At 39.2% G+C, this 26,026-nt stretch carries 25 protein-coding genes; 10 read left to right on the plus strand and 15 right to left on the minus strand.

The window, feature by feature from the left end:
* Positions 1-155: 155 nt before the first annotated feature.
* Positions 156-626, plus strand: coding sequence for a nuclear transport factor 2 family protein (locus R2S57_RS01345; RefSeq protein ID WP_316843324.1), 471 nt, complete (start codon positions 156-158; stop codon positions 624-626).
* A 54-nt stretch (positions 627-680) separates the two neighbouring features.
* On the opposite strand, the gene R2S57_RS01350 is transcribed toward R2S57_RS01345, so the two are convergent.
* The 3 genes from R2S57_RS01350 to R2S57_RS01360 form a co-directional block, all read right to left on the minus strand.
* Positions 681-1,250 (minus strand): DUF2911 domain-containing protein, encoded by a 570-nt coding sequence (locus R2S57_RS01350; RefSeq protein WP_316843325.1) that lies wholly within the window; start codon positions 1,248-1,250, stop codon positions 681-683.
* A 128-nt stretch (positions 1,251-1,378) separates the two neighbouring features.
* Entirely contained in the window at positions 1,379-1,564 is a 186-nt protein-coding gene (locus R2S57_RS01355) for a hypothetical protein (protein WP_316843326.1), read from the minus strand.
* Between the two features lie 72 nt (positions 1,565-1,636).
* On the minus strand, positions 1,637-4,141 hold the full coding sequence (locus R2S57_RS01360; protein WP_316843327.1) for a glycoside hydrolase family 9 protein: 2,505 nt from the start codon (positions 4,139-4,141) through the stop codon (positions 1,637-1,639).
* Positions 4,142-4,256: 115 nt separating this feature from the next.
* Here R2S57_RS01360 and R2S57_RS01365 point away from each other — a divergent pair, with 115 nt between their 5' ends.
* From R2S57_RS01365 to R2S57_RS01385, 5 genes are all read left to right on the plus strand, one after another.
* The gene (locus tag R2S57_RS01365; protein ID WP_316843328.1) at positions 4,257-4,883 is read left to right on the plus strand and encodes a TetR/AcrR family transcriptional regulator; all 627 of its coding nucleotides are present in this window, start codon (positions 4,257-4,259) and stop codon (positions 4,881-4,883) included.
* On the plus strand, positions 4,880-6,199 hold the full coding sequence (locus R2S57_RS01370; protein WP_316843329.1) for a TolC family protein: 1,320 nt from the start codon (positions 4,880-4,882) through the stop codon (positions 6,197-6,199). Before R2S57_RS01365 ends, R2S57_RS01370 begins: the two co-directional genes overlap by 4 nt.
* A gap of 8 nt (positions 6,200-6,207) precedes the next feature.
* Complete coding sequence (locus R2S57_RS01375) at positions 6,208-7,287, plus strand: HlyD family secretion protein (RefSeq protein WP_316843330.1); 1,080 nt, start codon at positions 6,208-6,210, stop codon at positions 7,285-7,287.
* Between the two features lie 7 nt (positions 7,288-7,294).
* On the plus strand, positions 7,295-8,842 hold the full coding sequence (locus tag R2S57_RS01380; protein ID WP_316843331.1) for a DHA2 family efflux MFS transporter permease subunit: 1,548 nt from the start codon (positions 7,295-7,297) through the stop codon (positions 8,840-8,842).
* 262 nt (positions 8,843-9,104) lie between these two features.
* Complete coding sequence (locus R2S57_RS01385; RefSeq protein WP_316843332.1) at positions 9,105-11,690, plus strand: phosphoenolpyruvate carboxylase; 2,586 nt, start codon at positions 9,105-9,107, stop codon at positions 11,688-11,690.
* Between the two features lie 395 nt (positions 11,691-12,085).
* Here the strand turns inward: R2S57_RS01385 and R2S57_RS01390 are convergent, their stop codons facing one another.
* The 5 genes from R2S57_RS01390 to R2S57_RS01410 all read right to left on the minus strand — a co-directional run bounded on the left by R2S57_RS01390 (position 12,086) and on the right by R2S57_RS01410 (position 17,457).
* Complete coding sequence (locus tag R2S57_RS01390; RefSeq protein ID WP_010599336.1) at positions 12,086-12,334, minus strand: DUF6952 family protein; 249 nt, start codon at positions 12,332-12,334, stop codon at positions 12,086-12,088.
* On the minus strand, positions 12,334-12,642 hold the full coding sequence (locus tag R2S57_RS01395) for a thioredoxin family protein (RefSeq protein ID WP_025141703.1): 309 nt from the start codon (positions 12,640-12,642) through the stop codon (positions 12,334-12,336). The genes R2S57_RS01390 and R2S57_RS01395 overlap by 1 nt, the downstream gene beginning before the upstream one ends.
* Positions 12,643-12,656: 14 nt before the next feature.
* Complete coding sequence (locus R2S57_RS01400; protein ID WP_025141704.1) at positions 12,657-13,289, minus strand: peroxiredoxin; 633 nt, start codon at positions 13,287-13,289, stop codon at positions 12,657-12,659.
* A gap of 430 nt (positions 13,290-13,719) precedes the next feature.
* Entirely contained in the window at positions 13,720-16,104 is a 2,385-nt protein-coding gene (locus R2S57_RS01405) for a prolyl oligopeptidase family serine peptidase (protein WP_316843333.1), read from the minus strand.
* A 180-nt stretch (positions 16,105-16,284) separates the two neighbouring features.
* Positions 16,285-17,457, minus strand: a complete 1,173-nt coding sequence (locus R2S57_RS01410; protein ID WP_316843334.1) for a hypothetical protein — start codon at positions 17,455-17,457, stop codon at positions 16,285-16,287.
* A 187-nt stretch (positions 17,458-17,644) separates the two neighbouring features.
* Here R2S57_RS01410 and R2S57_RS01415 point away from each other — a divergent pair, with 187 nt between their 5' ends.
* The 4 genes from R2S57_RS01415 (at position 17,645) to R2S57_RS01430 (ending at position 20,496) form a co-directional block, all read left to right on the plus strand.
* The gene (locus R2S57_RS01415; RefSeq protein WP_316843335.1) at positions 17,645-19,042 is read left to right on the plus strand and encodes an aldehyde dehydrogenase family protein; all 1,398 of its coding nucleotides are present in this window, start codon (positions 17,645-17,647) and stop codon (positions 19,040-19,042) included.
* A 65-nt stretch (positions 19,043-19,107) separates the two neighbouring features.
* Complete coding sequence (locus R2S57_RS01420; RefSeq protein ID WP_316843336.1) at positions 19,108-19,632, plus strand: YfiT family bacillithiol transferase; 525 nt, start codon at positions 19,108-19,110, stop codon at positions 19,630-19,632.
* Positions 19,629-20,105 carry a DUF6265 family protein gene (locus R2S57_RS01425; RefSeq protein WP_316843337.1) on the plus strand — a complete coding sequence of 159 codons (477 nt, stop codon included), beginning with the start codon at positions 19,629-19,631 and terminating at the stop codon, positions 20,103-20,105. The genes R2S57_RS01420 and R2S57_RS01425 overlap by 4 nt, the downstream gene beginning before the upstream one ends.
* Before the next feature lie 208 nt (positions 20,106-20,313).
* Positions 20,314-20,496, plus strand: coding sequence for a hypothetical protein (locus tag R2S57_RS01430; protein WP_316843338.1), 183 nt, complete (start codon positions 20,314-20,316; stop codon positions 20,494-20,496).
* Positions 20,497-20,656: 160 nt separating this feature from the next.
* Here the strand turns inward: R2S57_RS01430 and R2S57_RS01435 are convergent, their stop codons facing one another.
* The 7 genes from R2S57_RS01435 to R2S57_RS01465 form a co-directional block, all read right to left on the minus strand.
* A complete protein-coding gene (locus R2S57_RS01435) occupies positions 20,657-21,376 on the minus strand; it encodes a heavy-metal-associated domain-containing protein (protein ID WP_316843339.1) in 720 nt (239 codons plus the stop codon).
* 381 nt (positions 21,377-21,757) lie between these two features.
* The gene (gene ygiD, locus R2S57_RS01440; RefSeq protein ID WP_316843340.1) at positions 21,758-22,582 is read right to left on the minus strand and encodes a 4,5-DOPA dioxygenase extradiol; all 825 of its coding nucleotides are present in this window, start codon (positions 22,580-22,582) and stop codon (positions 21,758-21,760) included.
* A gap of 92 nt (positions 22,583-22,674) precedes the next feature.
* Positions 22,675-23,247 (minus strand): YceI family protein, encoded by a 573-nt coding sequence (locus R2S57_RS01445; RefSeq protein ID WP_316843341.1) that lies wholly within the window; start codon positions 23,245-23,247, stop codon positions 22,675-22,677.
* Between the two features lie 254 nt (positions 23,248-23,501).
* Entirely contained in the window at positions 23,502-24,062 is a 561-nt protein-coding gene (locus R2S57_RS01450; protein WP_316843342.1) for an AraC family transcriptional regulator, read from the minus strand.
* A complete protein-coding gene (locus tag R2S57_RS01455) occupies positions 24,062-24,565 on the minus strand; it encodes a DUF3347 domain-containing protein (RefSeq protein ID WP_316843343.1) in 504 nt (167 codons plus the stop codon). Before R2S57_RS01455 ends, R2S57_RS01450 begins: the two co-directional genes overlap by 1 nt.
* 67 nt (positions 24,566-24,632) lie before the next feature.
* On the minus strand, positions 24,633-25,445 hold the full coding sequence (locus R2S57_RS01460; protein ID WP_316843344.1) for a hypothetical protein: 813 nt from the start codon (positions 25,443-25,445) through the stop codon (positions 24,633-24,635).
* A gap of 1 nt (position 25,446) precedes the next feature.
* Positions 25,447-25,983: a heavy-metal-associated domain-containing protein gene (locus R2S57_RS01465; RefSeq protein WP_316843345.1), complete on the minus strand. Its 537-nt coding sequence runs from the start codon at positions 25,981-25,983 to the stop codon at positions 25,447-25,449.
* Positions 25,984-26,026 lie beyond the last annotated feature (43 nt).

Genomic DNA, 26,026 nt, shown 5'->3' on the forward strand with positions numbered 1-26,026 from the left:
GTCCTTGTTTTTAAAATAAATCCAAGCCCTTTTCAATTCATTTTGGAAAGGGCTTTTTTTTTAATATCATTTTTTTGTTACCTCATCATTAAGGTGTTATCGGCATATTATTATTCTTCATTGCAGCCGACCTTTAATAAAAAAACACAGATATTATGAAATTAAGAGCTTTAGTGATTTTATTACTAGGTATTACAATCACCAATACTATTTTGGCTGCAGAAAAACCAACTGCCAGCCATAAATCAGTTATCAATTATTATATGGACAGCTATATCAACTCTGATTATAAAAAGTTAAAGGCTGTGCTGAGTGAGGATGCTGTTTTTACATCAAATAGAGACGTGAGGACAATTAAACATAAAGCAGCTGATGTGTTGAGCCAGATGAAGAAAAATGAGGGCGTAATACAGCGCGATTGTAATATCAGCTCTAGCATCGTATCTGAGAGCGATGCATTGGTAATTGCCCGTGTAGATATCAATTATGAATTATTTGATGGTGCCCAACAAAACTTTGTGATTATCGAAAAAAACAAGGATGGCGAATGGAAAATCACACAGGTGTACAAAGTATTTATTTCAAGCGAGGGCGAAGCAAAAAGATTGGCCTCAACTTCCCATTAAAAACAGAAAGTCCCGGTCAAAAAAACGGGACTTTCTGTTTAATTATTTTAAATCTTAAAAATTAATCGGTAACTCTACTTGTGTTTTGTCCCAACCGATAACCAGATTGGCACCTTCGTTAAGCGTTGTAAAGGTTAATGAGAAGTATTCGATCGGTTTAGTCAATGTTTTAACAGGAACATTTACGCGAACAATATCTTTAGATTGATTGTAAGTAAATGCACCCCATTTATCCGTCTCGCTGTTCACAATGATTGTCCAGGTATCTTTATTCGGAATGGCGAATAAGCTATAAGTACCGGCTTTAATTTTCTTTCCACCAATTTTTACTTTTTTAAAGAAACGCACTTCCGTACTTTCGTTGGCCCCGAAGCGCCAAACGTTTCCGTACTGTTCTAAAACACCAAAAATATCACGTCCTTTTTTCTGAGGGCGCGAATAAATGATCTTTATTACCGGCTTTATTAACTCTCCTGCTTTTGCTTTCGGGGCATTAAGAGGGAAGTAAATGATATCTGCCGGACTAGGGTCTGCAACAGGGAATTTTATTTCAGCGGTAGCAGCTTGTTGGGCTTTTGCGCTAAAACAAAAAAGAGCGAAAACAACAATGAAGATATTTTTCATTTGTAGGTTTTTGTTTTCTGTGGCGATGAAGCGATTATGGCTTTACACGTATTGGTAAAATCATAATAGACTCCTTTGCTGTGGAAATATGTTTTTATTCCTTGGTAGGATGTAATTGGTAAAAAGGCCTAGTATTTTCTGCCTTTTACAATCGCGTTTAAAAATAAGCCTGCTGTTAACAAACCTAAAACACCACCTAATAAAGCGAAAATATAGTTTTGCGTAATGATTGCTCCGGTAAAAGCCCCGAAGAATAAGCCTAAAGCATAATATAACCAGTTGAAATTATTGCTGCTGTTCTCTTGTACACTCATGTTTTTTGTTATTTGGAGGCAAAGTTAATATTTATTTTAAATTTTAATTTGTCATTCTCTTCAATAATCCAATTAATTATCGATTCTGGCTAATTTATAATCATACTTTTTTAAATAGCTGAGCAATTCTGCTAAGCGGGTATAAAATTTATCGGTTCTCCGGGCATCGGTACCAATGTGTAAGAGCAGGATGAAACCGTTTAAACCGTTCGGTTTTGTTTCGTTAAAAGTAGTAATGGATTGATATATCTCCTCGCTTGATTTGTAAGCCTTGCCAATTTCGGGATAGGTGTAATCTGCATTAGATCGGGTGCCCGGTGTGAAATTAACCAAATGTAATCCTTGCGCTTTTGTCCAGTTGGCAATGTTTTCATTGTACCATTCGTAAGGAGGTAAAAAATACCTCGCCTTTTCTTTGCCGATCCCAAAAACCGCCATGGCCTCATAGTTATCATTTAGATCTTTTTCGAATTCAGTTTTTGTAACCAGGAGGCTATCGCGTTTAGCCCAATCGCAATATAAAAGATGCCGGTCGGAATGCGGACCGAGATAATGCCCATCATTTTTAAGTGTTTTAATCAGTGAATTGAATTTTGGGTTCCGATAAAAATTTCCTGTCAGAAAAAATGAAGCCCTGACCTTTTCCTGGGCTAATATTTTACTGATTTTTTCGCCACCATCAGCAAACTCATCGCCCGTAAACACCAGGTAGATTTTCTTTTGAGTAGAATCACCACGAATGGTAGCGCCTAAACTATAAGTCTTATGGTCGGGTAAGGGGATCGCTTGCGCTTCTTTCGCGGCTAGTAAATAGATAAGCGATGCCGTTCCATCCATGGTAGGCTCGTTGGTACTATAATCGCCGTAATCATCGTGGTAAACGGCCAGATCACTTTGAAAGCCGGCATATTCATCAGCTTCATTTAATTTAATTCCAATCAGGCCTTTATAAATGTTGGTATAAACCGGACCATCAACCAGGCCACCGTTAATAGGATAACTTTTTAAATGGCTAAAAGCGGAATGCGGATCAGTTGGCGTGTCTCCCCAATGTGGTAAGCCGTAAACCATACTGGTTCCCCAGGGATTGCAACCAAAAAGCCAGTCGAAATTGGCCTGTTCCAGATCTGCATAGGTTTTGTCGCCACTTAATTTCGAATACCAGTTGCATTGCATGGCAAAAGCAACCGTTAGGTTATTGCTACACCAGATAAACGGAATGCCCCGGTAAAAGGCATTGTTTTTTGCCCGGTCCCAAACCTGTGTTATTCCTTCTTTATAATAAGCAACGGTGGTTTTATCTTCTGGATCCTGCTTAGCGATTTCGTAATGCCCCAGGTTGATAAACGGATAATATTGATAATGCGCAGCGGTATCCTTTTGCAGCCAGGGCGTTATGGTTTCTTGTTTGGCATATTGCAACGCCTGTGTTATTTTATTTTGATTTACTTTTTCCTTTCCGAAATTGAATGATGTTTCGGCCAGCTCCATGTCATCAACCCAGTTGTCTTCTGCATAAATATATGGCGATTTTACAGATGCGGTTTGCGTTACCCCTGGTTTTTGAAGCGCAAATTTATAGGCTGTTTTGGCCTTTTTCAAAAGTAATTTAGAATACTCAGGGGCTGCTTCTTTAAACAAAACGGAACCTAAATTAAAAGCACTTGTAAATTTAGCTGCGGTAGAACTCGTTCCCGTGGTATTGTTCATAAACTTGCCACGCTGCTGCGGTTCACCGGTAATAAAGTAAAGCGGACGTTCAAATCCTTTTCCATATTGGCTGTCTTCTTTCGGAATGCGCATACTGATGTGGTCGCGGTCGTCGGCCAATTGGTTAAACATGATGTTTTTTTGCGGATGCATTTTAAGCAACCAATCTAAACCCCATTTTGCTTCATCCAAAACATCTGCTCTTCCATTTTTTCCCTCCAAACCATTTGCTTGCCGCTGATCGCCAAAAACCTGTGGAAAATCACGATAAGCCATTAAAAGGTGGTAGGTTGCATTGGCTGATGTGGTGGAATATTGCAGATAATCGCTTGCATCGTGCCAACCGCCTGAAGCATCAAAATGTGTGCTGTCTTTAATCCCGGCTTTGGTGCCATACAAAACAAAGCCATCGTGTGTATGGCAGCTATCCTTTAAATAGGGGTTAAAGCCGCTCCGTTGCTGGCGCATATACTGTAGACAAAAATCAGGTGCACCTTTATAAACATTGTTATTGATCAGCAATAGGGGAGATATGATCCCATTTGCACGGATGTGAAATTTTCCTTCACTTTTAAAATCACTAAAGTTTAACCTCGCCGTTTGGCTAAAAGGACCATAGCTTCCGAAACTCTTAATGTTGGTTGAAGTAAATACAACCTGATTGCTTTCCTTTTCTACAATTTCGAACTGTTTTGGTATATCATTCAACTTACTTGCCCAAACGGCTACTTTAATACTTTGGGTGGGGTAGCCAAACAAATTGATCCTGATCCAGCTCTGCTGGTTTTCTTGTTTAGCGCCAATAAACGAACACAAGAATGACAGACCAAAGAGGAAAGTTATCGCTGAGAGAAACTTATTTTTCATTAGATCACTGATTATCTCATTTAAAATTAGGGTTTTATCAAGATAATGTAAAAGAAGTAGTAAAACATTTGGAAATTAATCAATCGTTTGATTAATTTTGTGCTGTCAAAAAGAAATGAAAACAGAAAAAGTAGATAAAAGACAGGCCATACTCGACGCAGCTGAAAAGCTGTTTTGCGAGACAGGGTATGAGGGTACCTCTACCCGGCAGATTGCGAAGGAATCTGGCGCGAACATGGCGATGATAAATTATTATTTCGGTTCGAAAGAAGGTGTTTTTGTTGAGATTATGAACGAGCGTATTGCTGGTTTCGCTTCTCAGTTAAAAATCATCAATGAAGATAAGATTTCGGCATTGGAAAAATTGCACAGGGTTATAGAGGGCTACGTAAATAGGATCATGAATAACACGGCGTTTCATAAAATGATGCACCGGGAACTGTCGTTAACCCAAAGACCCGAAATGTATGATAAGATTAAAGATGCCATGAGTCATAACATGCAGCTGATTGATCGCATTATTACCGACGGGATTGAAGACGGAAGTTTTAACAAGGTAGATGTACGGATGGTAATTGCAACCATTATGGGCACTGTAACCAATATTGTTATCGCTCCTCATAAGGTAATCTCATGTTCTGGCTTCGACCTCAATAATCCGAAAGACAAAAAAATTATTAAAGAGCGCGCGATAGCTCACTTACAAGATCTAACAACAGTTTATTTAACAACAAAAAGATGATACCCAAATCAATTAGATTAATGCTTGCGGCATCATTAATTCCAGCGGCTTTATTTGCACAGAGTACAAAGGAATTAAATATTAACCAGGCAATAGAACTTGGCATAGCCAATAGTAAAAACTTAAAACTTTCTCAAAACAAAATCGATCAGGCCGTTGCACAGCTTGAGGTTGTTAAAGACAACGTTTTGCCAACTGCAAACGCGAGTTTTATATACAACCACGCTGAAATTCCAACAAACACTTTTACTTTACCCGGCGGTGGATCATCCTTAGAATTACCTAAAAGAGCCGATGCTTTTGTAGGTACTGCAGCAGTGCAAGAATTGGTGTACGGTGGTGGTAAATTAAGATACGCGAAAGAATCGACCAAATTATTAGCAGATGTTGCGCGTTTAGACGCCGATAAAAGTAAAGAAGAAATCACTTATGCGATAATCAATACCTATTATTCCCTGTATAAAGTATTGCAAAGCAGAAAAGTGATTGATCAGAATTTAGAATCAATTGCAGCCCAGATTAAACAGGCACAGCGTTTCTTCGAGCAAGGCATCGTAACCAAAAATGATGTATTGCGTTTCCAATTGCAACAGGCAAACGTTACGCTAACGCAGATGGATATCGAGAGCAACCGCAAGGTAATCAACTACAATTTAGATATCCTTTTAGGCTTGCCTGAAGATACCGAAGTTAAAATTGTTGATCCAACAGCGGGTTTAAAAACAGCAAGCTCATTAAACGAATATATCGGCTTGGCAATGGCCAACCGCCAGGAGCTAAAACAATTGGATGTGCAAAACAAAGTGGCTGATTTTAACATCAAAACCATCAAAGCAAATACTTTACCTACAGTAGGTGTTGGTGCAAACCTTTATTACATTAACCCAAGTGGGAACTTTATTCCACCAACAAACCAATATTTAATGCCAATTACACTTGGTGCTACTGTTTCCTGGAATATCGGAAACCTTTGGACAAACAAGCACAAAGTAAGCGAAGCGAAAATCCAGCAAAGTGAAATTACCATTCAGAAGGATATATTATCTGATCAGGTAAAAACAGATATCAACAAAAACTTTCAAGGTTACCAGGTGGCAATGAACAAAATCCAGGTTTTGGAAACTTCAATTGCCCAGGCTACTGAAAACGACAAGTTATTGGCATCTAAATACAAAAACAATGTGGCTTCTGTTACCGATCGTATCGATGCAGAAACTTTATTATACCAGGCAAAAATAAACTTAGAGATCGCTCGCGCAGACGCAGGTTTGGCTTACTATACTCTATTAAAATCAACAGGAAAAATAACGCAATAAATACAGCAATGACAACTGAAAAGAAAAAAAAGAACAAAGTAGTACCCATCATTTTAGGTGTTTTACTAGTAATAGGTATAGTTTTCGGGATTACCGAATGGAATTATTATAGCAAACACGTAGATACGGATGATGCACAGATTGATGGCGATATCAGTCCTGTTGTTGCCCGTGTTGGCGGTTATGTTAAGGATATTAGTTTTGAAGAAAATACACATGTAGCTGAAGGTCAGGTTTTAGTAAAGCTTGACGACAATGATTACAAAGTGAAATTAGAGCAGGCACAATCCGGTCAAAAAGGAGCAAGTGCAGGTGTTGGTGTGGCAGAATCGCAAATTGCGGCTACTCAAGCCAATACTGGTACTGCTAAAGCAAACGTTGATGCGGCAAAATCAAATGTACAGGCTGCAAATGTTAAAGTAAACTTAGCGCAGAAAGACTATAACAGATATGAAAACCTGGTGAAGGATGGTTCGATAACCCAACAAGCTTTCGATCAGGCAAAGGCCAACAAGGAATCTGCAGAAGCAGCCAGACAATCTGCAGTGGCAGCATATCAGGCCGCGCAGGATCAATACAATGCTGCGGTTAAACAGGTTGGTACCACACAATCGCAATTGGCAGTAAGCAGCAATGTAATCAGCCAACGCCAAAGCGATATCGATTTTGCAAAGCTTCAATTATCATATACTGATATTAAAGCGCCTGCAACCGGTATTGTGTCTAAAAAGAATGTTCAAAAAGGACAATTGGTTCAAGCTGGTCAGTCTTTATTTTCTATCGTAAACGACGGAAGCCTTTATGTAACTGCAAACTTTAAAGAAACGCAGTTAGAGAAAATTAAAGAAGGATCTAAAGTAGAAATCGAAGTTGATGCTTATCCGAACGAAAAAATCGAAGGTGAAGTGTATAATTTCTCTCCAATTACCGGAGCAAAAGGATCTTTATTGCCTCCTGATAATGCTACTGGTAACTTCGTTAAGGTTGTTCAACGTATACCCGTTAAAATCAAAATTCATCCATCAAAAGAGCTGTTAGCCAAATTACGCCCAGGAATGAGCGTTAAAGCATCAGTATCTACTAAATAATTTTAAAATGGCCGAAGTAGGTTTAAAAAAGTGGATCATTACATTTACGGTAATCACAGCTTCTTTATTGGAGCTGATTGATACGACTATCGTAAACGTAGCGATCCCACAAATACAGGGAAACCTGGGCGCAACCCTGGAGGATGTGGCCTGGTTATCCACTGGATACGCCGTTGCGAATGTAATCATCCTGCCCATGTCGGGCTGGTTAGGCAGTCGCTTTGGGCGAAAAAATTATTTCTTAACCTCCATCATCGTTTTTACGCTGGTTTCTTTTTTATGCGGAAATGCAACGTCATTGAATGAGCTTATTTTATTTAGGATTATTCAGGGTTTGGCCGGGGGCGGATTAATATCAACAGCACAAGCTATTTTAATTGAAACCTGGCCTCGTGAAGATGTGGGTATTGCAACAGCCCTATTTGGTTTAGGTGCGGTTGTAGGGCCAACTGTTGGACCAACCATTGGAGGTTATATTTTAGAAATAGCAGATTGGCCATGGATTTTCTATGTAAATATTCCCGTCGGGATACTCGCCGCATACTGTACCATTACCTTTATTCGAGAGACGCCCAAGGATGGGCAAGGAAAACCCGTCGATTGGTGGGGTATTGGTTTACTGGCTGTGGCGGTTGGAAGTTTACAAACCTTATTGGAAAAAGGCGAAAGCGAAGATTGGTTCTCTACACCTTATATCATTGCATTAGCTGTAGCATCTGTTTTTGGCTTACTGCTATTTATTTGGCGTGAAACGAGTGCTGAATATCCGATCGTTAATCTTCGGATTATGAAAAAGAGAAGTTTCTCAATCGGGATGTTTACCTCCTTTATTTTAGGTTTTGGATTGTACGGCTCTGTATTCGTTTTCCCTGTTTTTGCGCAAAACCTTTTAGGTTTTACGCCTTTACAAACCGGAAAGCTATTTATAGCCGGTGGTATTTGTACCATTTCCATGATGCCATTTATCGGTATCATGCTTAAAAAGGGTGTTCCAGCGCAGTTTATGGCTACAGGAGGAATGTTTTTATTCTTTGTTTTCTGTTGGATGTTGAGTAAGTCGACACTGGCATCGGGAACGGGCGATTTCTTCTGGCCTTTAGTAATCAGAGGATTTGGAATGGCCCTGCTATTTGTACCATTAACTACCCTGGCCATGCAGGATTTGTCAGGACCGGAAATTGGACAAGGCTCGGGATTAAACAATATGAGCAGACAATTGGGCGGTTCTTTTGGTATTGCGGCTTTAACCACATTGATCCATATCCGTTCAAGTTTCCATAGAAGTAACCTGCTTACCAATATAAACGATTACAATCCCACATTTACTGCAAAGCTGAATGGCTTAGTCCATAATTTTATGGCTAAAGGTTCATCATTAATGGATGCGAAATTAATGGCAATGAAAGCGATTGAGGGTTCGGTAATTAAACAAACCATGTTGCTCACTTATAACGATGCTTATTGGGTTGCCGGATTGATTATGTTGTTCTCTATACCTTTATTATATCTTCAGAAATTTAAGAAGAATGCAAACATTGTGACCGATGCGCACTAAAATTTGCAAAGAAATCGCCTAAATATTGGCAAAAAACAAAAACAGCCGGTGTATTTTATTACATCGGCTGTTTTAACCCAAAAAATTAACAATCAATGCAATGCCCTTAAACATTGCAAATGTTCTTACTTAACCACATAGTGGCCAAATAAGATTCTAAAATTAAAATTTATTCTACAATTTTCCAAATTGTAAGCCTTAGAATTTTAATACCTTATGCATTTTTTGTAGTATTACGGTATACAAAACTATTGCATAAGCTATGCCTAAACTTCGTTTAACTACGCAACGAGAATCTATTTTTAATAATGAGGTCATCTCAAAATTCGAACTATTTAACAGTTTATTTCTCACTTTGCCTTTTTACAAAATTAAAGATACCGGAACCCTGCTTCCGCTATTTTTTAAGAGCTGTGAAGAAGGTATTGCAAACGGAGAAAAACCTGCACAGGTGATCGAAGAATTTTTTGCCAAGTATACCAGTTATACCGAACGTAAAGATATTGTTGACCTACTTTTCCGTTTCATTCAGTATATCGAGCGTCAGGTGGTGCTTTTTGATGCCGTAGAAGACGCCTCTTTTACCAAATTAAACACTACGGATGAACAGAGTACATTGGCGTTCATCTTAAAAAAGAATGCGGATAACAAACCCATGTTGGCTAAAATAGAAAAACTGATCGACGAGCTTTCGCTCCGTTTGGTTTTAACCGCACACCCAACGCAATTTTATCCGGGTAGTGTATTGGCAATTATTACCGATTTAACCAAAGCCATTAGAGATAACGACCTTACCTCAATGAACTCGTTATTACAGCAATTGGGTAAAACGCCGTTTTTTAATAAAAAATCGCCAACTCCGGTTGATGAGGCCTTAAACCTTGCCTGGTTCTTGGAAAATACATTCTACTTCGCTGCGGCAAATATTCAGGAAGAGATTGATCAGAACCTGGATGAATACAACCTGGAAACCAAGAAAATTTTAGAACTGGGTTTCTGGCCGGGAGGCGACAGAGATGGAAACCCAAATATTCATGCCGATACTACTTTAGCTGTTTCTAAAATGTTGCGCCAGATCCTGTTCCGTTGTTATTACCGCGATTTCAGGGTGATTAAACGCCGCATTACCTTTAGAGGTGTTGAAGAAAATATTGCAAAACTGCATGATGTACTTTATCTGAATGCTTTCGATCAAACCTGCGAACCCCACGATATTTCTGATGAATTAAGGGATAACCTGAATAAAATCAAAGAAACACTCTTGGAAGAGCACGATGGTTTATTTGTGGATTTAGTTAACGATCTGATCCGCAAGATAGATTTATATGGTAATTACTTTGCCTCTTTGGATATCCGCCAGGATAGCCGGGTGTTAAGAAGTGTTCATGCATATTGCCGTGAAAATAAACCGATTTCTTCTTTATACCCCGCCGATTATGATAAATTATCGGAAGCGGAGAAAGTAAACCTCATTTCCTTTAAAGAGGCAACTATCGTTTATGCAAGTGAGCCAGATGCTTTAATAGAGGATACCATTGAGGTAATTAAAGAAATTAAAGGCATTCAAAAACGTAATGGCGAAAAAGCCTGTCATCGTTTTATTATCAGCAACTGCCAACAGGCCAGCGATATTCTTCAGTTAATTGAGCTTTTCCTTTGGAATGGCTGGAGCAAAGAATCACTGACCATTGATTTTGTGCCGCTTTTCGAAACGGTTAACGATTTAAAAGGTGCAGCTGCAATTATGGACACGCTTTACAGTAATCCTTTTTATAAAGCACATTTGGCCAGCCGTGGAAATAAACAGGACATTATGCTTGGTTATTCCGACAGTACCAAGGATGGTGGTTATTTAATGGCTAACTGGTCTATATTTAACGGGAAAACATCATTATCTGCAGTTTCTGCGAAACACAACATACAGTTGGCCTTTTTTGATGGACGTGGTGGGCCACCTGCACGTGGTGGAGGTAAAACACACCGTTTTTACGCCTCAATGGGTAAGGAAATTGCGAATAAGAACATGCAATTGACTGTTCAGGGGCAAACCATCAGTTCGCAATACGGGTCGGTAGAAAGTGCTGAATTTAATATCGAACAATTAATCAATGCCGGACTGACTTCTGGATTGAAAGAGAAACATAACATCCTGTTAGATCCTGAAAATAAAGCGCTACTTGACGAAATGGCCGAAGAAAGTTATAAAGCTTTTGTCGACTTGCGCGAGCATCCGCTATTTGTGAGTTATTTAGAGAAATTATCTCCTCTAAAATTATTATCGCAGGCCAACATCAGCAGCCGTCCGGTTAAAAGGAACGGTGGCGGCGAAATGAAACTGGAAGATTTAAGAGCGATTAGTTTCGTTACGGCCTGGAGTATGCTAAAACAGAATGTCCCTGGGTTCTATGGTATGGGAACCGCTTTGAAAAACCAGGAAAAGGCAGGTAACTGGGATAAAGTGGTAAAAGTTTATCAGGATTCTGATTACCTGAAAACTATTGTAGACAACTGTATGATGAGTATGAGTAAATCAGACTTCACCATTACGGCGCATTTGGCCGCAGATAAGGAGTTTGGTGCTTTTTGGACACAACTACATAACGAATTCGAATTGGCAAAGGAGATGCTTTTAAAACTCTCCGGACAGCCAACTTTGATGGCCAATTATCCTGTAGATAAAAAATCAATTGCCACACGCGAGAAAATCATTCTGCCATTGGTATTGATCCAGCATTTCGCTTTAGAAAAACTACAGCACGACCAAAACGAGAAAGACCAGCATGCCCTAGAAAAGCTTGCGGTGAGAACGGTTTTTGGTATCGTAAATGCGGGTAGGAACTTGGCTTAACTTTTATAATATAATTCAAGGTCTGTGTCCACAGAGACCTTTTTATTTTCTTTTATTAGTCAGGATTTGCAATTCCGATTTAAGAATAAAGAATTTGTAATTCTTATGAGTGGATTATAAATCCACAGTTCAAAGGAAGGGATTGAAAATCCCGACCAACATAGAAAGTAAAGGTTGAGAAGGAACGAAGAATCTCTGGCTTAGGCTGCAGAAATCAACTTTAAAGATTAAAGTTAGTACTTGTAGTTCTTTGGTAAAAGATTCTTCACTGCGTTCAGAATGACAAACTGCGGCGGCCTTTAAGCTCGGTACGAAAGTATTTAAACAAAAATCCCCTGCTGATTTCATCAACGGGGGATTTTATATTCTGAAAAAGCCAGATAGCTTTAAGACGATTATCGATCAATCGAACCCATTACTTTTTGGCCGAAAGCATTAAGTGCGTCCTTTTCGGCAGCACCCTCACTTACCATCTGGTGTACTTCTAACGCACCACAGATATTGGTAATCATCTCGCCTGCAACATCAACTTCGTGCTCGCTAACGCCTCTAAACTCACAAAACGCCTCTAAAACCTCCAAAGTGGTCTCCAGTTGCGCCGGAGTGGTGTTTTGAAATAATTGTCTTATTACCGGAATCTTCATTACTTTATCTTGTTAAATAGTTCTATTAAACCTTCTGCTTTGTTGGTTTGCACCTGATCTACCAAACTGCCACCTTCAAAAGCTGCGAAAGTTGGTAAATTATCAACGTTTGCAAATTTGCGTGAGTTTGGAAGTTTTTCGGCATCAACAATCAAGAAAGCTACATCTTCATTTTCTGAAGCCAGTTTTTTAAACTTCGGTTTCATGATCCGGCAGTTTCCGCACCAGGATGCAGCATACTGAACCATAACCTTTGAGTTATCGGCCAAATATTGTTGAAGATTGTCTTCTGTTAATTCTAAAAACATAACGTTTTGTTTAATTAGTTGGCAGCTAAATATTCAGCTACACCAGTTCTGTTTGCGTTCATTGCTTCTTTTCCTTCTTCCCAGTTTGCAGGACAAACTTCGCCATGTTTTTGAACGTGGGCATAAGCATCGATTAAACGTAAATATTCTTTAACGTTTCTACCTAGTGGCATATCGTTAACACTTTCGTGGAAAACTTTACCTGTTTCGTCGATTAAATAAGTAGCTCTGAAAGAAACGTTTGAACCTGAGAAAGATTCGTTTCCTTCTTCGTCATAGTTCACTTCCTGATCTAAAATATCTAAGATGCCAGATAATTGTCTGTGCGTATCGGCTAAGATCGGATAAGTAACACCTTCAATACCACCATTATCTTTTGGTGTATTTAACCATGCAAAGTGAACTTCGTTGGTATCGCAAGATGCACCGATTACAATTGTATTTCTTTTTTCAAACTCAGGTAAAGCAGCCTGGAAAGCATGTAATTCTGTAGGGCAAACGAAAGTAAAATCTTTTGGATACCAGAATAATAATACTTTGCTATTTTTGTTTACAGCTTCTTCAAATACGTTGATTTTCAAGTCATCACCCATGTCCGACATTGCATCAATACTAACACTCGGGAATTTTTTGCCTACTATTGCCATAATTTTTTTGTCTTTAATTTTATGGCACAAAGGTAAGGCTAAAACAGGTGTCAAGCAACCTCGTTTCACTAATTGTTAATTGTATTTATTGATAACGATATAGATGAAAACTATATCTGATTAGTAAAATATAGCAGACTTCTATTCTAATGTTTTGGAAATGAACGAGTGATACCTCTGGCTTCTGAAGTCCCACCATTTGCTGCAATCTTTTTAAAGAAATCTGTCATGCTGAGGCACGAAGCATCTTTCATCGGTTACAGATGCTTCGTGGTTACACCGGAAGATTAAAGAAAAGTGTCGGCATTGCGAGGAATAAAGCAATCCTAATGCAAGCGCTAGGCGATCGTTGTAAGATTGTCTGCCTGCAGCAGGCAGGCTTCCTCGGCTGAAAAAGCCTCCTCGCAATAACGAATTATTTATAGAGAGCTTACTTCTTCAATGTATTTTCATACAGTTTAAATATCCTTTTATACTCATCCGTCCAGCTGCTGGGTTCCACAAAACCGTGGTCTTCAACCGGGTAAACGGCGAGTTCCCAATTGTTTTTGCCAAGTTCTATAAAACGTTGGGTAATGCGTACAATATCCTGAAAATGAACATTTACATCAACCATTCCATGGGCCATTAACAGGTTGCCCTTCAGCTTATCGGCGAAGTAAATTGGTGAACTTCTTTTGTAGGCAATCGGATCGTTAAAGGGCTCGTTTAAAATGTTCGAAGTATAACCATGGTTGTAATGTGCCCAATCGGTAACCGAGCGTAAAGCCGCACCGCTGGCAAAAACATCCGATTCGTTAAACATGGCCATCAAAGTAATAAAACCGCCATAAGAGCCGCCATATAAACCAACATGCTGCGGGCTAACACCGTATTTTTCTACCAAAAACTTAACACCATCAGCCTGATCGGTTAAATCTTTTCCGCCCATGTGGCGGTAAATTCCCGTACGGTGATCGCGGCCATAACCCGAACTTCCGGTATAATCGATGTCGATTACCGTATACCCATTATCGGCCAGTAAATTATTGAACATAAATTCGCGGAAATAAGTGCTCCAGCCGAAATGTACATTTTGGAGATAACCAGCACCATGCACAAAAACAACCGCAGGATGGTTGGGATGCGGATTGTCCGATTTATATACTCTTGCATACATATCAGCACCGTACCGGTTTTTAAAACTGACCATATCCGGCTGACGCCATCTGTAGGAATTAAACTCTGCCGAGGTAGACTGTGTAATTTTTTCAGCTTTGGCACCAACCTTATTGGCCTGAAGATACAACTCGCCAGGTTTATCCAGGTAAGAATAGTTAATGGCAATATTTTTCTCATCAGGAGAAAGTGTAATGTCGTTTAAACCTTTCATAGTGGTTATCTGGGCAAGTTCACCACCGTTTACGCCAATTTTAAAAAGATTCGTAATCCCCGGGTGCTCTTTATTCGTTTTAAGATAAAATGTGTTTCTATCTTTCGAGAGCTGAACAGATTGAACTTCCCACTTGCCAGAAGTAAGCTGTTTTTTGTCGCCCGTGGCAACATTAGCCACATAAAGGTGCGAGTATCCCGTTACTTCGCTCTGATAATAAAAGCGGTTGTTGTCGATCCATCCGGTGCTGCCCTGGTAAAAGCCACTAATGCCTGGGCCACCGATCCAGGCTTCGTCGCGCTGACGGTCGATCAAAGAAAATTTACCCGTTGAAGCATCTAGCTTCAAGATCCAACGGTCTTTATTATCAGTAGAAGTGGCCACCACAATTGCAGTTTTTCCATTATCATTCCAAATTGGACCAAAGAGATTTACAGGCCGATCGGCGTTTTTCTTTTTTAAAGTATCCAGTTCTTTCGGATAGTCTTTCAGAAAATCAGGAAGATCTTTGATGCCGGGTATAGTTGAAGTCTGAATCGCATAAACAGAGTCTTTTTGGGTGTCGTAGATAAAACCTTGTGAGGCATTTTCATTTTCACCCACCTTTGTTCTGCCTGGAATATCTTCGGTATAACCAGACGAAGTGATGTAATTCGGTACAATGGTATTGTGGTTGTTCTGCGCGGGGGTAGTTAGCTTGTAGGTAATGAAATGCCCGTCAGGACTAATGTTTACATCATTTAAAAATTTATCTTCGGTATAAAGTTCTTTTAATGGTTTTGTATCAGCAGATGTAACGCCAAAACGGCCTCTCCCGCCACGTGTAACACTTCTGGTTTCGGCATTTCTCTTTTTGATGATGTCAAATAGTTCCGTCTGTTGAGCCTTGAGCCATTTATCCTGCTCACTAACGGATTTGCTTTCCGGTTTTCCGGCTTTTTTACCTTTAACAAAATTGGTTAACTGTTTCGTTTCAGCAGATTTTAGGTTTACTTCGAAAAGATTGTCGCCCAATTGGTAAACAATATTCCCGTTCGTTAAAAAAACAGGGCTGTTTTCCCTTTCCTGTGTACTGGTTAAACGTGTTTCTTTGTTGCTCTTGAAATTTTGGAGATAGATATCACCGCTTTTTTCGATTAAACCAAGCGAATGGTCGGGATTGTAAGTGTAGTTTAAACTCAGCAGCTTTTCGTCTTCTTTTTCGGCAGCTTTAACAGGTTTTGATGAAGTGGCCAAAACTTTGAATAATTCTTCTTTAGCTTTATTTTCAGGATTCCAGTTGAAGTAGAGCGTTTTGCTGTCTGCTGTCCACCGGAAATTTGTTGGTGCGATACCCATCCATTTTGGGTCGCGCATAATCTTTTCGACGGTTAAGGGCGCCAGTTGTTGCGCAAAAGTATATTCGCCCGTGCAGAGCAATAGGAAAAGTAAATATTTCTTCATGAATTTTAGGTTTGGCTGCAATTTAGATAATGGCCAGTGCTAATTTCATAAGGAAATGGAAATGTTACAACACCTCACCCTATAAACGGTAGTGTTTTATTGCAGAGGCTGTTCATTCCCTCTCCTGAAGGAGAGGGATACAAAGGCAGAAGTAGAAACGCTGGCACTGATAGGGTGAGGTTAGCGGATTACCCTTCCAGTTTTATCCACGTTTACATCATCAAAAGGCTTAAGGTATTCATTGATGATTACTGCGAATTCCCGTCTGGTTAATAATTTTTTAAGATCGTATTTAGAAGCAAACCTGTAATTTTTGTTCCATTTTTTCTGCAGTTCGGTTTTGGTGGCCTCAACCGATTTATTGCCTACATAACAAACCATGGCAATAGTATTCTCCAGATTGATTGGAATATGCTGATGATCGTCGAACCAGATCTGTGCTTTATAATAATAATCTTTAATCGGTTGTTTGATTTCATCGTAGCTCACCTCTTTTTCTGGGTTGAAATAGGCTTTGCCCTGCCTCATTTCTGCTTTGATAATTCCAGTTATGCCCACTTTTTGGATGGCTAGCCAGTTGGAATCGATAACTTTTACGTCGTCAAAAGGCATTAGCGAATGTTTGTAGCTTAATAATTCTCCCTGAATCCTCTTGAGGTTGGATAAACTTGTTTTGGTATCAAAAAAGGCAGCATAGGCTGCGGTTGCTCCAGCTGCAGGGCCAATTTCGAATTGATCGGCAGGGATGTATAAGAGGTTTTCCTGATTTGGAATAAGCAGGTTATAGAGGGAAAGAAAATTTGCCTCTTTTGAAGAAACACTGGCTACTGCCGTTCTGTATGTATTTTCGTCATAGTTTAGTGGGGTTGAGGCTGCTGGATTTAAGCTGGTAATTTTTAATGCAGCCATTAATTTATCCGGATTATCGGCCATCACCAGCACTTTCGCCCTAATGCTTCTATCTTTGGTAAGTTTAACTTCCCAGCCGCTTCCTGAACGTTTAATTTCTGTAAATGAAATTTTGTTGATCAGTTTTAACAGTTGCGAACTGTCAACTTTGCTTTTTGACCGGCTTTTTTTATTCTCGTTAAAATTCCCTAAGTCTTCTATGTCCTTTATTACAAAATTTAAATATAACCTGGAGACCTCGGCTGTTTTGGTTTTCTGAATTTTATCGAGTTGAAAACCATTGTCTTGAGTGAGCAGGATCGTTTTAACACCCGATTTAAACGACTGATAGGCCGCCGAGTAAGCGGCATCGCCATTGCCAATAACCAATACATCTGTTTTTAAGGTTTGGGCATGTATAACCAAAGGAATTATGAATGCGAAAACAAAAAACAATCTTTTCATCTGAGAATATTAAAATTTGCTGCAATATGCTTTAAATGCATGAATTTTTAATGAAATGCATGCATTTTAACTAAATTTAACCTACAACTTTACTAACCCGACTAATTATTTAATTTTCATATCACCTCACAAGCTTTATATTTTCTTAAATTGCTGATATGGTAAAAATTGTGCGCGATTGTTAATCATGGAAGAACAGATCAAATCAGTTTTCGATTTACAGCAACAACATAAATTCGATTTGCGAAAAACGGATGCCAAAATCCGTATTAGAAAACTGAAGTTGCTTAAGCAGGCTTTAGAAAATGCAGAAGAGGAAATATTTGCCGCTCTGGAAAAGGATTTGCGTAAAAACCGTTTTGAAACCGCGGTAACGGAGTTATTTTTTACCTATGCAGAAATAGACCACGCCATTAAAAAGTTGCGCATTTGGATGAAACCAAAATCTGCAGGCAGAATCATGAGCAACCTTTTTGCAAGCAACAAAATCTATTACGAGCCCAAAGGCGTTTGTTTGATTATTGCGCCATGGAATTACCCTTTGCAATTGATCATGAGTCCGTTGGTTTCTGCTATAGCGGCGGGGAATTGCGTAATCCTCAAACCATCTGAATTGAGCGGTGCCACTGCGGCCATAATTAGTAATTTGATTTCCAAAACATTCGATCAAAATGAAATTGCCTGTTTTGAAGGCGATGCCGAAGTTTCCACAGCGCTGTTAAAACTCCCGTTCGATCATATATTTTTTACCGGAAGTACTGCCATTGGTAAAGTGGTGATGGAAGCTGCGGCAAAAAACCTGAGCTCGGTTACCTTAGAGCTTGGTGGCAAATCGCCAGCTATCGTAGACGGGAACTGCGATTTAAAAAAAGCGGCCCAAAAAATCGCCTGGGGCAAATTGGTTAATGCCGGTCAAACCTGTATTGCACCAGATTATGTATTGATCGAAGAAAGTAGATTAAATGATTTTATAGAATATTACAAAGCTGCAGTTCAAAAAATGTTCTTCCAGGAGGGCGAAATTAACAAACGTGATTACGCCAAAATAATCAATGAAAAGCAGTTTAAGCGCTTAAATAGTTTAATTGAAGAGGCGATTAATGATGGTGCCATATTGGCCTTGGGTGGACGATCAAATGAAAAAGATTTAACCATCCTACCTACACTTTTAACTGCTGTGAAAAAAAACAGTGCAATCATGCAGGAGGAAATTTTCGGACCGGTTTTACCTGTTGTTACTTATAAAAACTTACAGGAAGCCATCGATTTTGTAAATGGCAAAGCTAAACCTTTAGCGCTTTATGTGTTCTCAGATCATCAGCAAAACCTAAATCAGATCATAAGAGAGACCAGTGCAGGCGGGACCTGTGTAAATGATATATTGGTGCATATCAGTAATCCAAATTTACCTTTCGGTGGGGTAAACCATAGCGGCCTAGGCAGTTGTCATGGTGTTTTTGGTTTTAAAACCTTTTCGCACGAAAGGGCAGTGGTTTTTCAGTCTAAATTTGGTTTAACAAAAATGATTTACCCGCCTTATGAGCCAAAAACGGGTTTGTTAAAATGGTTAAAGAAATTGATGTAAAATATTCCATGGATTCCGTGTTTCAGTGGTAAAATAATTCATTCAAAAATCCTTATTTTGCTTTCATGGATTTAGAACAGCTCAAATACCCGATCGGTCAATTTTCAATGCCTGAAATTTTCGATCAAAAACAAATCGACATCTGGATTTCAGAAATCGAAGCTTTACCTGGCCAGATCAAATCAGCTACTGAAAACCTGACTGATGAAGAATTAAGCCAGACTTATCGCCCCGAAGGCTGGACGTTGAGACAGGTTGTTCACCATATTCCGGATAGCCATATCAATGCTTATATCCGCTTTAAACAGGCCGTAACTGAAGACATCCCTATAATCAGGCCATATTATGAAGAACGCTGGGCCGAAACTGGAGAAGCAAAAAACGGAGACATTATACTATCCATTCATTTATTAACGGCTTTGCACCAACGCTGGGTTGCTTTTTTGAAAACATTGAAAGTTGAGGATTACCAACGAAAATATATTCATCCTGCGCAAGGGAAAGAACTTAGTTTAGCAAACATGCTGGGTATGTATGCCTGGCATGGCAAACACCATTTGGCGCACATTACCAATACTAGGGCAAAATGAAAAGAATCTATTTCAGCTTCGTGATCTTAGTCCTTATCGGCTTTTGCAGTAAGGTACAGGCACAAAAAGAACCATTAAAAACCTTTGCGTTTGTTTTAGGTAACTGGGAAATGCAAACATCCAAGGGTAAAATAGTAGAACAGTGGGTTCAAAGTTCAGACCAATTGCTGAGCGGCAAGAGTTACAGAATAAATGCCAAAGGCGACAGCTTGCTTAGCGAAACCTTACAGGTTAGAAAAATAGGGAAAGAAATTTTCTATTGTTCAACTGTTGTCAATCAGAACGAGGGTAAAGAGGTTTGTTTTAAACTTGTTTCTACAAAGGATAAGATTTACATTTTTGAAAATAAGGAACACGATTTTCCGCAAAAAATAGTGTATCAAAACCAGGGAAAAAAAGAAATGCTCGCCTGGATTGAAGGCGAGCTAAATGGCAAAAACCGGAAATCGGAGTTTAGGTATAAGCGGCAATAGTTACAATCTCTTATTTTACCTGTAAATGTATATATTTATAAAGCGAGGCGATATCGACAGTGTTCATCGAAAATAATACTGTTTGAACGTTTTATCTGCGGCGTCGCCCTGATCCGATAGTTATCGGATGTATTTCAAGATCTATCTAGGAGGAAAGGTGCTGATAGCAAAGTAGTGTAAAATCTTAATTAATTCAAGTTATGTCAATATGGATATAAAGCAAACATCAACGGCGAATAATGAGCGTTCAAAACGTTTAGAAAATGGTAGGTTTCAAAAGAACACGATCCCATTATCGAAATTAAATACCGTAATAGGAGCAGTTGAACTATTAAATGATTTTGATGAAGAAATAGAACTCCGTGCTTATTTTGAAAACAAACACTTATAAGCCCAAAGTAGAGTAATGATATGTCTATTAAAAGACGGTTAGTTCATATATCGTTAACCCGTCCCGGTTTCAGCGTCAGGAACTATATGCGAAGAAAGATGCTGATCCCGAAGCTTCGGGACAGCACGACGATCGCGTTAGGGAAAAGAGAATAAAATAATTACATCAAAATCAGCATGGCCGCACTCATCGCAATCATGATGGCATCTTCAACAATGGTAACGGTACTCATAGGCAAGTTAAATACAGCACCCAAACAAGCACATTGAATCTTTTTCTTGTTTAAAACGCTTTCTAAAACACCAAGGATGCTGATGGTCATGACGATCAGTGTAACCCAATTGATAACGGCAGGAGATAAGTTTAAGGCGAAAGACAGACCTAAGCCAAGTTCGATAAAAGCATAAATATAACCCCAGGCACTCAACTTTTTGGCAACAATATCGTACATGGCATAACTTTCGGCAAAACCTTTTAGATTGATCATTTTAAAGAAGGAGAATGTAAGGAAGAAACCCGCCATAAAAATGCGCATAAATACCATGAAGTTAATTTCACTTCCTTGCCACGAAACCACCAGTGCTATTGCGGTAACATATCCGAAGATTAACAAAATGGGTTTATAGGTTTCGGCCCAGGATTTTGCTTCTTCAAGTGTTTCACTGTGATGCGCTGCCGAGATCTGATATTTGCTTTCTGCACCGCCCAAAGCTTGTTGAAGCGCATCTAAGCCAATATGTTTATCCATGCTAATGGTGGCAGAATGGGTATCTTTCGAAACCTCAACAGCCGTTATGTCAGGTAAAACGAGCAGGTTACTTTTAACTTTATTTTCGCAACCGCCACAGGTCATGCCTGTAAGTTGATAAGTGTGTGTCATGATTAAATTCTTTGTACAAATTTACCGCTTCATCTTACGATAAGCGTTACAGAATAATCATAAAGTGTTATAGAATTTTAGAAAGGGGTCAATCTGAACGCAGTCAAGAAGCCCTGTCTACAGCGACGGGCTTTCTTTTGGTTGTGCAATTCTTTTTCTCGCAGTTGAAAGTATTTATCATTAAGAAGTTAAGATAATTAAGGCTTGACCATCGATTTATAAACAATGCAAACAAGCCACTAAACAAGTTGTTTTTCCTAAACCCTAAACCCTAAACCCTAAACCCTAAACCCTAAACCCTAAACCCTAAACCCTAAACCCTAAACCCTAAACCCTAAACCCTAAACCCTAAACCCTAAACCCTAAACCCTAAACCTCTGCTTATCCCACTAAAACCGAAGTCATGGTTAATGAACCGCCCACGGCCTTATCGTTAAAGAAAGAAACCTCTTCTTTATCATTTTTCATTCCAAGGGTATAAATTAGCGGCAAATAATGCTCTGGAGTAGGAATGGCCAACATCGCATCAGTACCAAGGTTGCGGTAATTAATCAAAGGTTGGTGATCGCCGTTGGCAATTAAGTTTTTGAACTTATCATTCATTTCAATTGCCCAATCGTAACCGCCTCCGTTAATCATTTCCCAGCTTAACATGCGTAGGTTGTGCACCATATTTCCGCTACCTAAAACCAATATTCCTTTTTTACGGAGCGCATAAATTTCTTTTGCGATTTCATAATGTTGCTCAGGCGATTTGGTATAATCGATACTTAACTGAAGAACCGGGATATTTGCATTCGGGTACATGTGTTTTACTACCGTCCACGTGCCGTGATCTAAGCCCCAATCGTGGTCTAAACCAACAGGAGTCGAATGAATTAAACTGGGTATTTCTGCCGCTAGTTTCGGATCGCCAGGTGCGGGATATTGCACATCAAAAAGCGCTTGAGGAAAACCACCAAAATCGTGTATGGTACTTGGGAAATCCATCGCGGTAACAAAAGTGCCGTGTGTATACCAGTGTGCTGATACTACTAAAACGGCTTTTGGCACAGGGATATGTTTTGCCAATTCTGCCCAACTCTGACTAAATTCATTGTTTTCAATACCGTTCATTGGAGAACCATGGCCAATAAAGATTGTTGGCATTAGATCCGTTTGCGGTAAACGTTGAGTAAAGTTTCTAAATTGGGATAGAGTAGACATAATGTGAGGTGTGTCATGCTGAGCTTGTCGAAGCACCTATTTGCATTTCGACAAGCTCAATGTGACAGATTTTTTGAATAACAGTCTTATAATTATTTGCCCTGAACAAATTCAAGGTTTAATTTAATGGCAACGTCTTTAGCAACACCCGCACCGGTTGGATCATATTTAATGTTATAATCTAAACGGTTAATGGTGGTTGTTGCACCAAAACCAGCTTTGGTATTGCCTTGTTGGTCTTTCGCTGTACCACCATAAACAACAGCAAATTTTACGTCTTTGGTTACGTCGCGGATGGTTAATTTTCCACTTAACTCATAATTATCACCGCTTAATTTTTTGAATGAAGTGCCTTCGAATTTCATGGTTGGAAATTTCTCTGCATTAAAGAAATCATCTGTTTTTAAGTGACCATCTCTCATATCAACACCTGTTGTGATGCTGTTTACATCAACGGTAAAGCTAATTTTAGCATCGGTTAAGTCTGGTTTCGAAGCCGTAACGGTTCCGTCGAATTTTTTAAACGAGCCATCCACAAAAGAAATGCCCATGTGTTTAACCGAAAAGTTAACAAACGAGTGCATTGGATCAATTTTCCAGCTTGTTTGTGCAAATGATGCCACACTGATTGAGGTAGCGATCAGAAATAAGAATAATTTTTTCATAACTAGTGATTTATTTAGGTGCAAATATAGTTGAGTATCAGTCGATCAGTCTTGACGTATGGTAAGAAATTTGGAGGTTAATCGGTTAAGTGTTTAAAACGGTTAATTGATGGATTGGCCAAATTGTTAACTGAAAACTGGTTAATAGTTAATGGTATGATGGTTCATGGACAACTAGGCTAGGCCATTTGGCCATCAACTATGATCAATCAAACTATTGACCACATAGCCCCATCGTCCATTTTACATCCTCACTACACTTCATCAAGCGTTTTCCTGCTGTCTGTTGCGGCTGCTTTATAAACCGATGGTGTAATGCCGGTTACTTTTTTAAATTGTGCCGATAAGTGCGCAACGCTACTGTAATTTAACTGATAAGCAATTTCGCTGAGTGTAAGTTCGCCATAAGTAAGCATTTCTTTTGCTTTTTCTATTTTTTGGGCAATGAAATATTTTTCGATGGTTTGGTGTTCCAGTTCTGAGAAAATACTGCTTAAACTGGCATATTCTAGCTTTAGCTGCTCGCTTAAAAAGGTAGAAAGATTAATTTTTAAGGGTTCTTTGGTATAATGAACCAGATTGATAATGGTGGTTTTAATCTGCTCTGCAATCTGGGTTTTTTTATCCTCCAGCAATTCGAATCCAAAAGGGGTCAGGTTTTCTGCTATTCTGCTTTTATCCGCTGATGATATATTTTCGGTAAGGGTAACCTCGCCAAGTTCAACCAATAATGGTTTAAAGCCGAGCTTTTCGAGCTCAGCTTTAACCACCATTTTACAGCGGTTGCATACCATGTTTTTGATATGCAGTTTCATCAGTTTGATTTTATGGTTTCCGAAACATCACCGCAATCAAACATCATACTTCCATAATATGGATTTTCGATATTTTCTTTTTCATTTAACCAGCTTGCTTTGGCCATTGGGCAATGTTGAACATACACGGTTTGGCTATTGAATTTTAAACCCTTTAGGGTTTTGATCATGGCGTATGAGATACCTTCAAAGGCTTTTCGCTGTGTTTTGATATCATTAGAGCCGGCAAGTTGAGCGGCCTTACTTTTAATAATGGCCGCTTGTTCCATAAATATTTTATGCTGATCAGCAGGCAAATCTTTATGGTTCACCGCATTTACTTTAGCCGATAAAACTTTTACCTTTTCAATGGCCAGGTCTTTTTTATCGGTTGCCAATGCATTTTTAACATCGTAATAAGCCGTTAGTACCTGGTTTAAGGCTACATCAGTTTTGTCTTGTGCGTAAGTGAATGCTGTTGTTGCGATTGTGATAATGGCAATTAATCCTAATATTTTTTTCATCATTTTATGGTTTTGAGATCATGACTTAAAATCGGTTACATAAGCCTTGATGATTTCGTCTTTTATATTATTTTAAAACGTTAAAGAAATTAAATTCTGCCCTGAGCAGGTACATGTTTTTGGTATATCGGTTATCCATATTTCCGGCGGCCTGAAAGCGGTACCCGAAATCGATCCGGGTTGTACTGTTCAAAACCATCTGTATAGCTGGGGCAATATCTAAGTACGATTGACCACTGCTTGGATCCGTTTTACCCAGTAACTCTAAATATACATTAAAGTTAGGCTGGTTATAGTCTTTATAAACCACCGGCAAAACCAGATAACCCGACGATAAGCTGTACGATAGCATATTTTTAGGCTGTGGCATCCTTGCAACTTGCCTGTCGCTGTTTTCGAAAGCATGTGCATAACCCAAAGTTGACGAAAGTGCCAGTTTATGCAAAAGCTGTGTAAAAATTAATCCACCTTGTACACCACTGTTGTCGCCTTCGAGGTTGATATCTCTCGTGTATGTTGGCCGTTTACTAGTGCTTACCCGCCCAAAGGCCGCTGCCCTGAAATGACTATGTGTTTCATCCAACGACAAAAACCGGTACTTTGCATACAAACTTCCACCTTCTAACCGGTATTTTCCATCCATATCCGAAAGGAAAGCCTGCGCATGCATCATGAGGTTTTTATTAAAGCCAACCATCACTTCCGGAATGGTTCTGCTTACATAACCTGGATAGTTAAACATTCCTTCGTTGGTAATCCGTACACCGATTGATTTAGTGGGCATATTGCTGGCGGGCTCCGTAAATACATACAATTCTTGTGCAGCGGCAAGGTTATAAGCGCCGATAAACATCAGCACCAATATTAATATGCGCTTCATCTTAAGAAAGAACTAAATGATAAATACGTGTTTTCTTACCGTTTACAACACCTGTGCCAGTTGCATAAGCATCAGAATTGGCTGTTGCAGCCTGTTTTTTAAATGCTGAACCCGAAATAAAATCCTTATCAACTACACTGGCCTTTATTGTACCACTGAGCGTTTTACCTTTTACATTTACAAAACGGTACACATTCCCGTCAACAACAGCCTGGCCTTTGTCATCAACCTTTGCATCGTTAAAATTGAAGTTTGCAGTTAAGCCACCAACGGAAAAACCTGCATCCTGAACTTTTTTGCGGATCAGATCAAGACTAATATTGGCATCTTTTTTAAAGGTTAGTACAAAAATGTTTTTATTTAAATCTGGTTTTACACTGCTGATAAAGTTTAGGGTTTCTAAAGACTTTTGTGTTGCTTTTGAACACATCGAGCAGGTTAAACCAGTTACCTGTAAATCTGCTGAAGATATTTGTTGCGCCGAAACATTAACGGCAAAGAAAAGCATAATGATGCTGAAAATTTTTATTGTTTTCATGATTTTTTTAATTAGAATAAATTTCTGAGCTACCGTCACCCTA

Source organism: Pedobacter psychrodurus, assembly GCF_032678585.1.
Classification (GTDB): Bacteria; Bacteroidota; Bacteroidia; order Sphingobacteriales; family Sphingobacteriaceae; genus Pedobacter; species Pedobacter psychrodurus_A.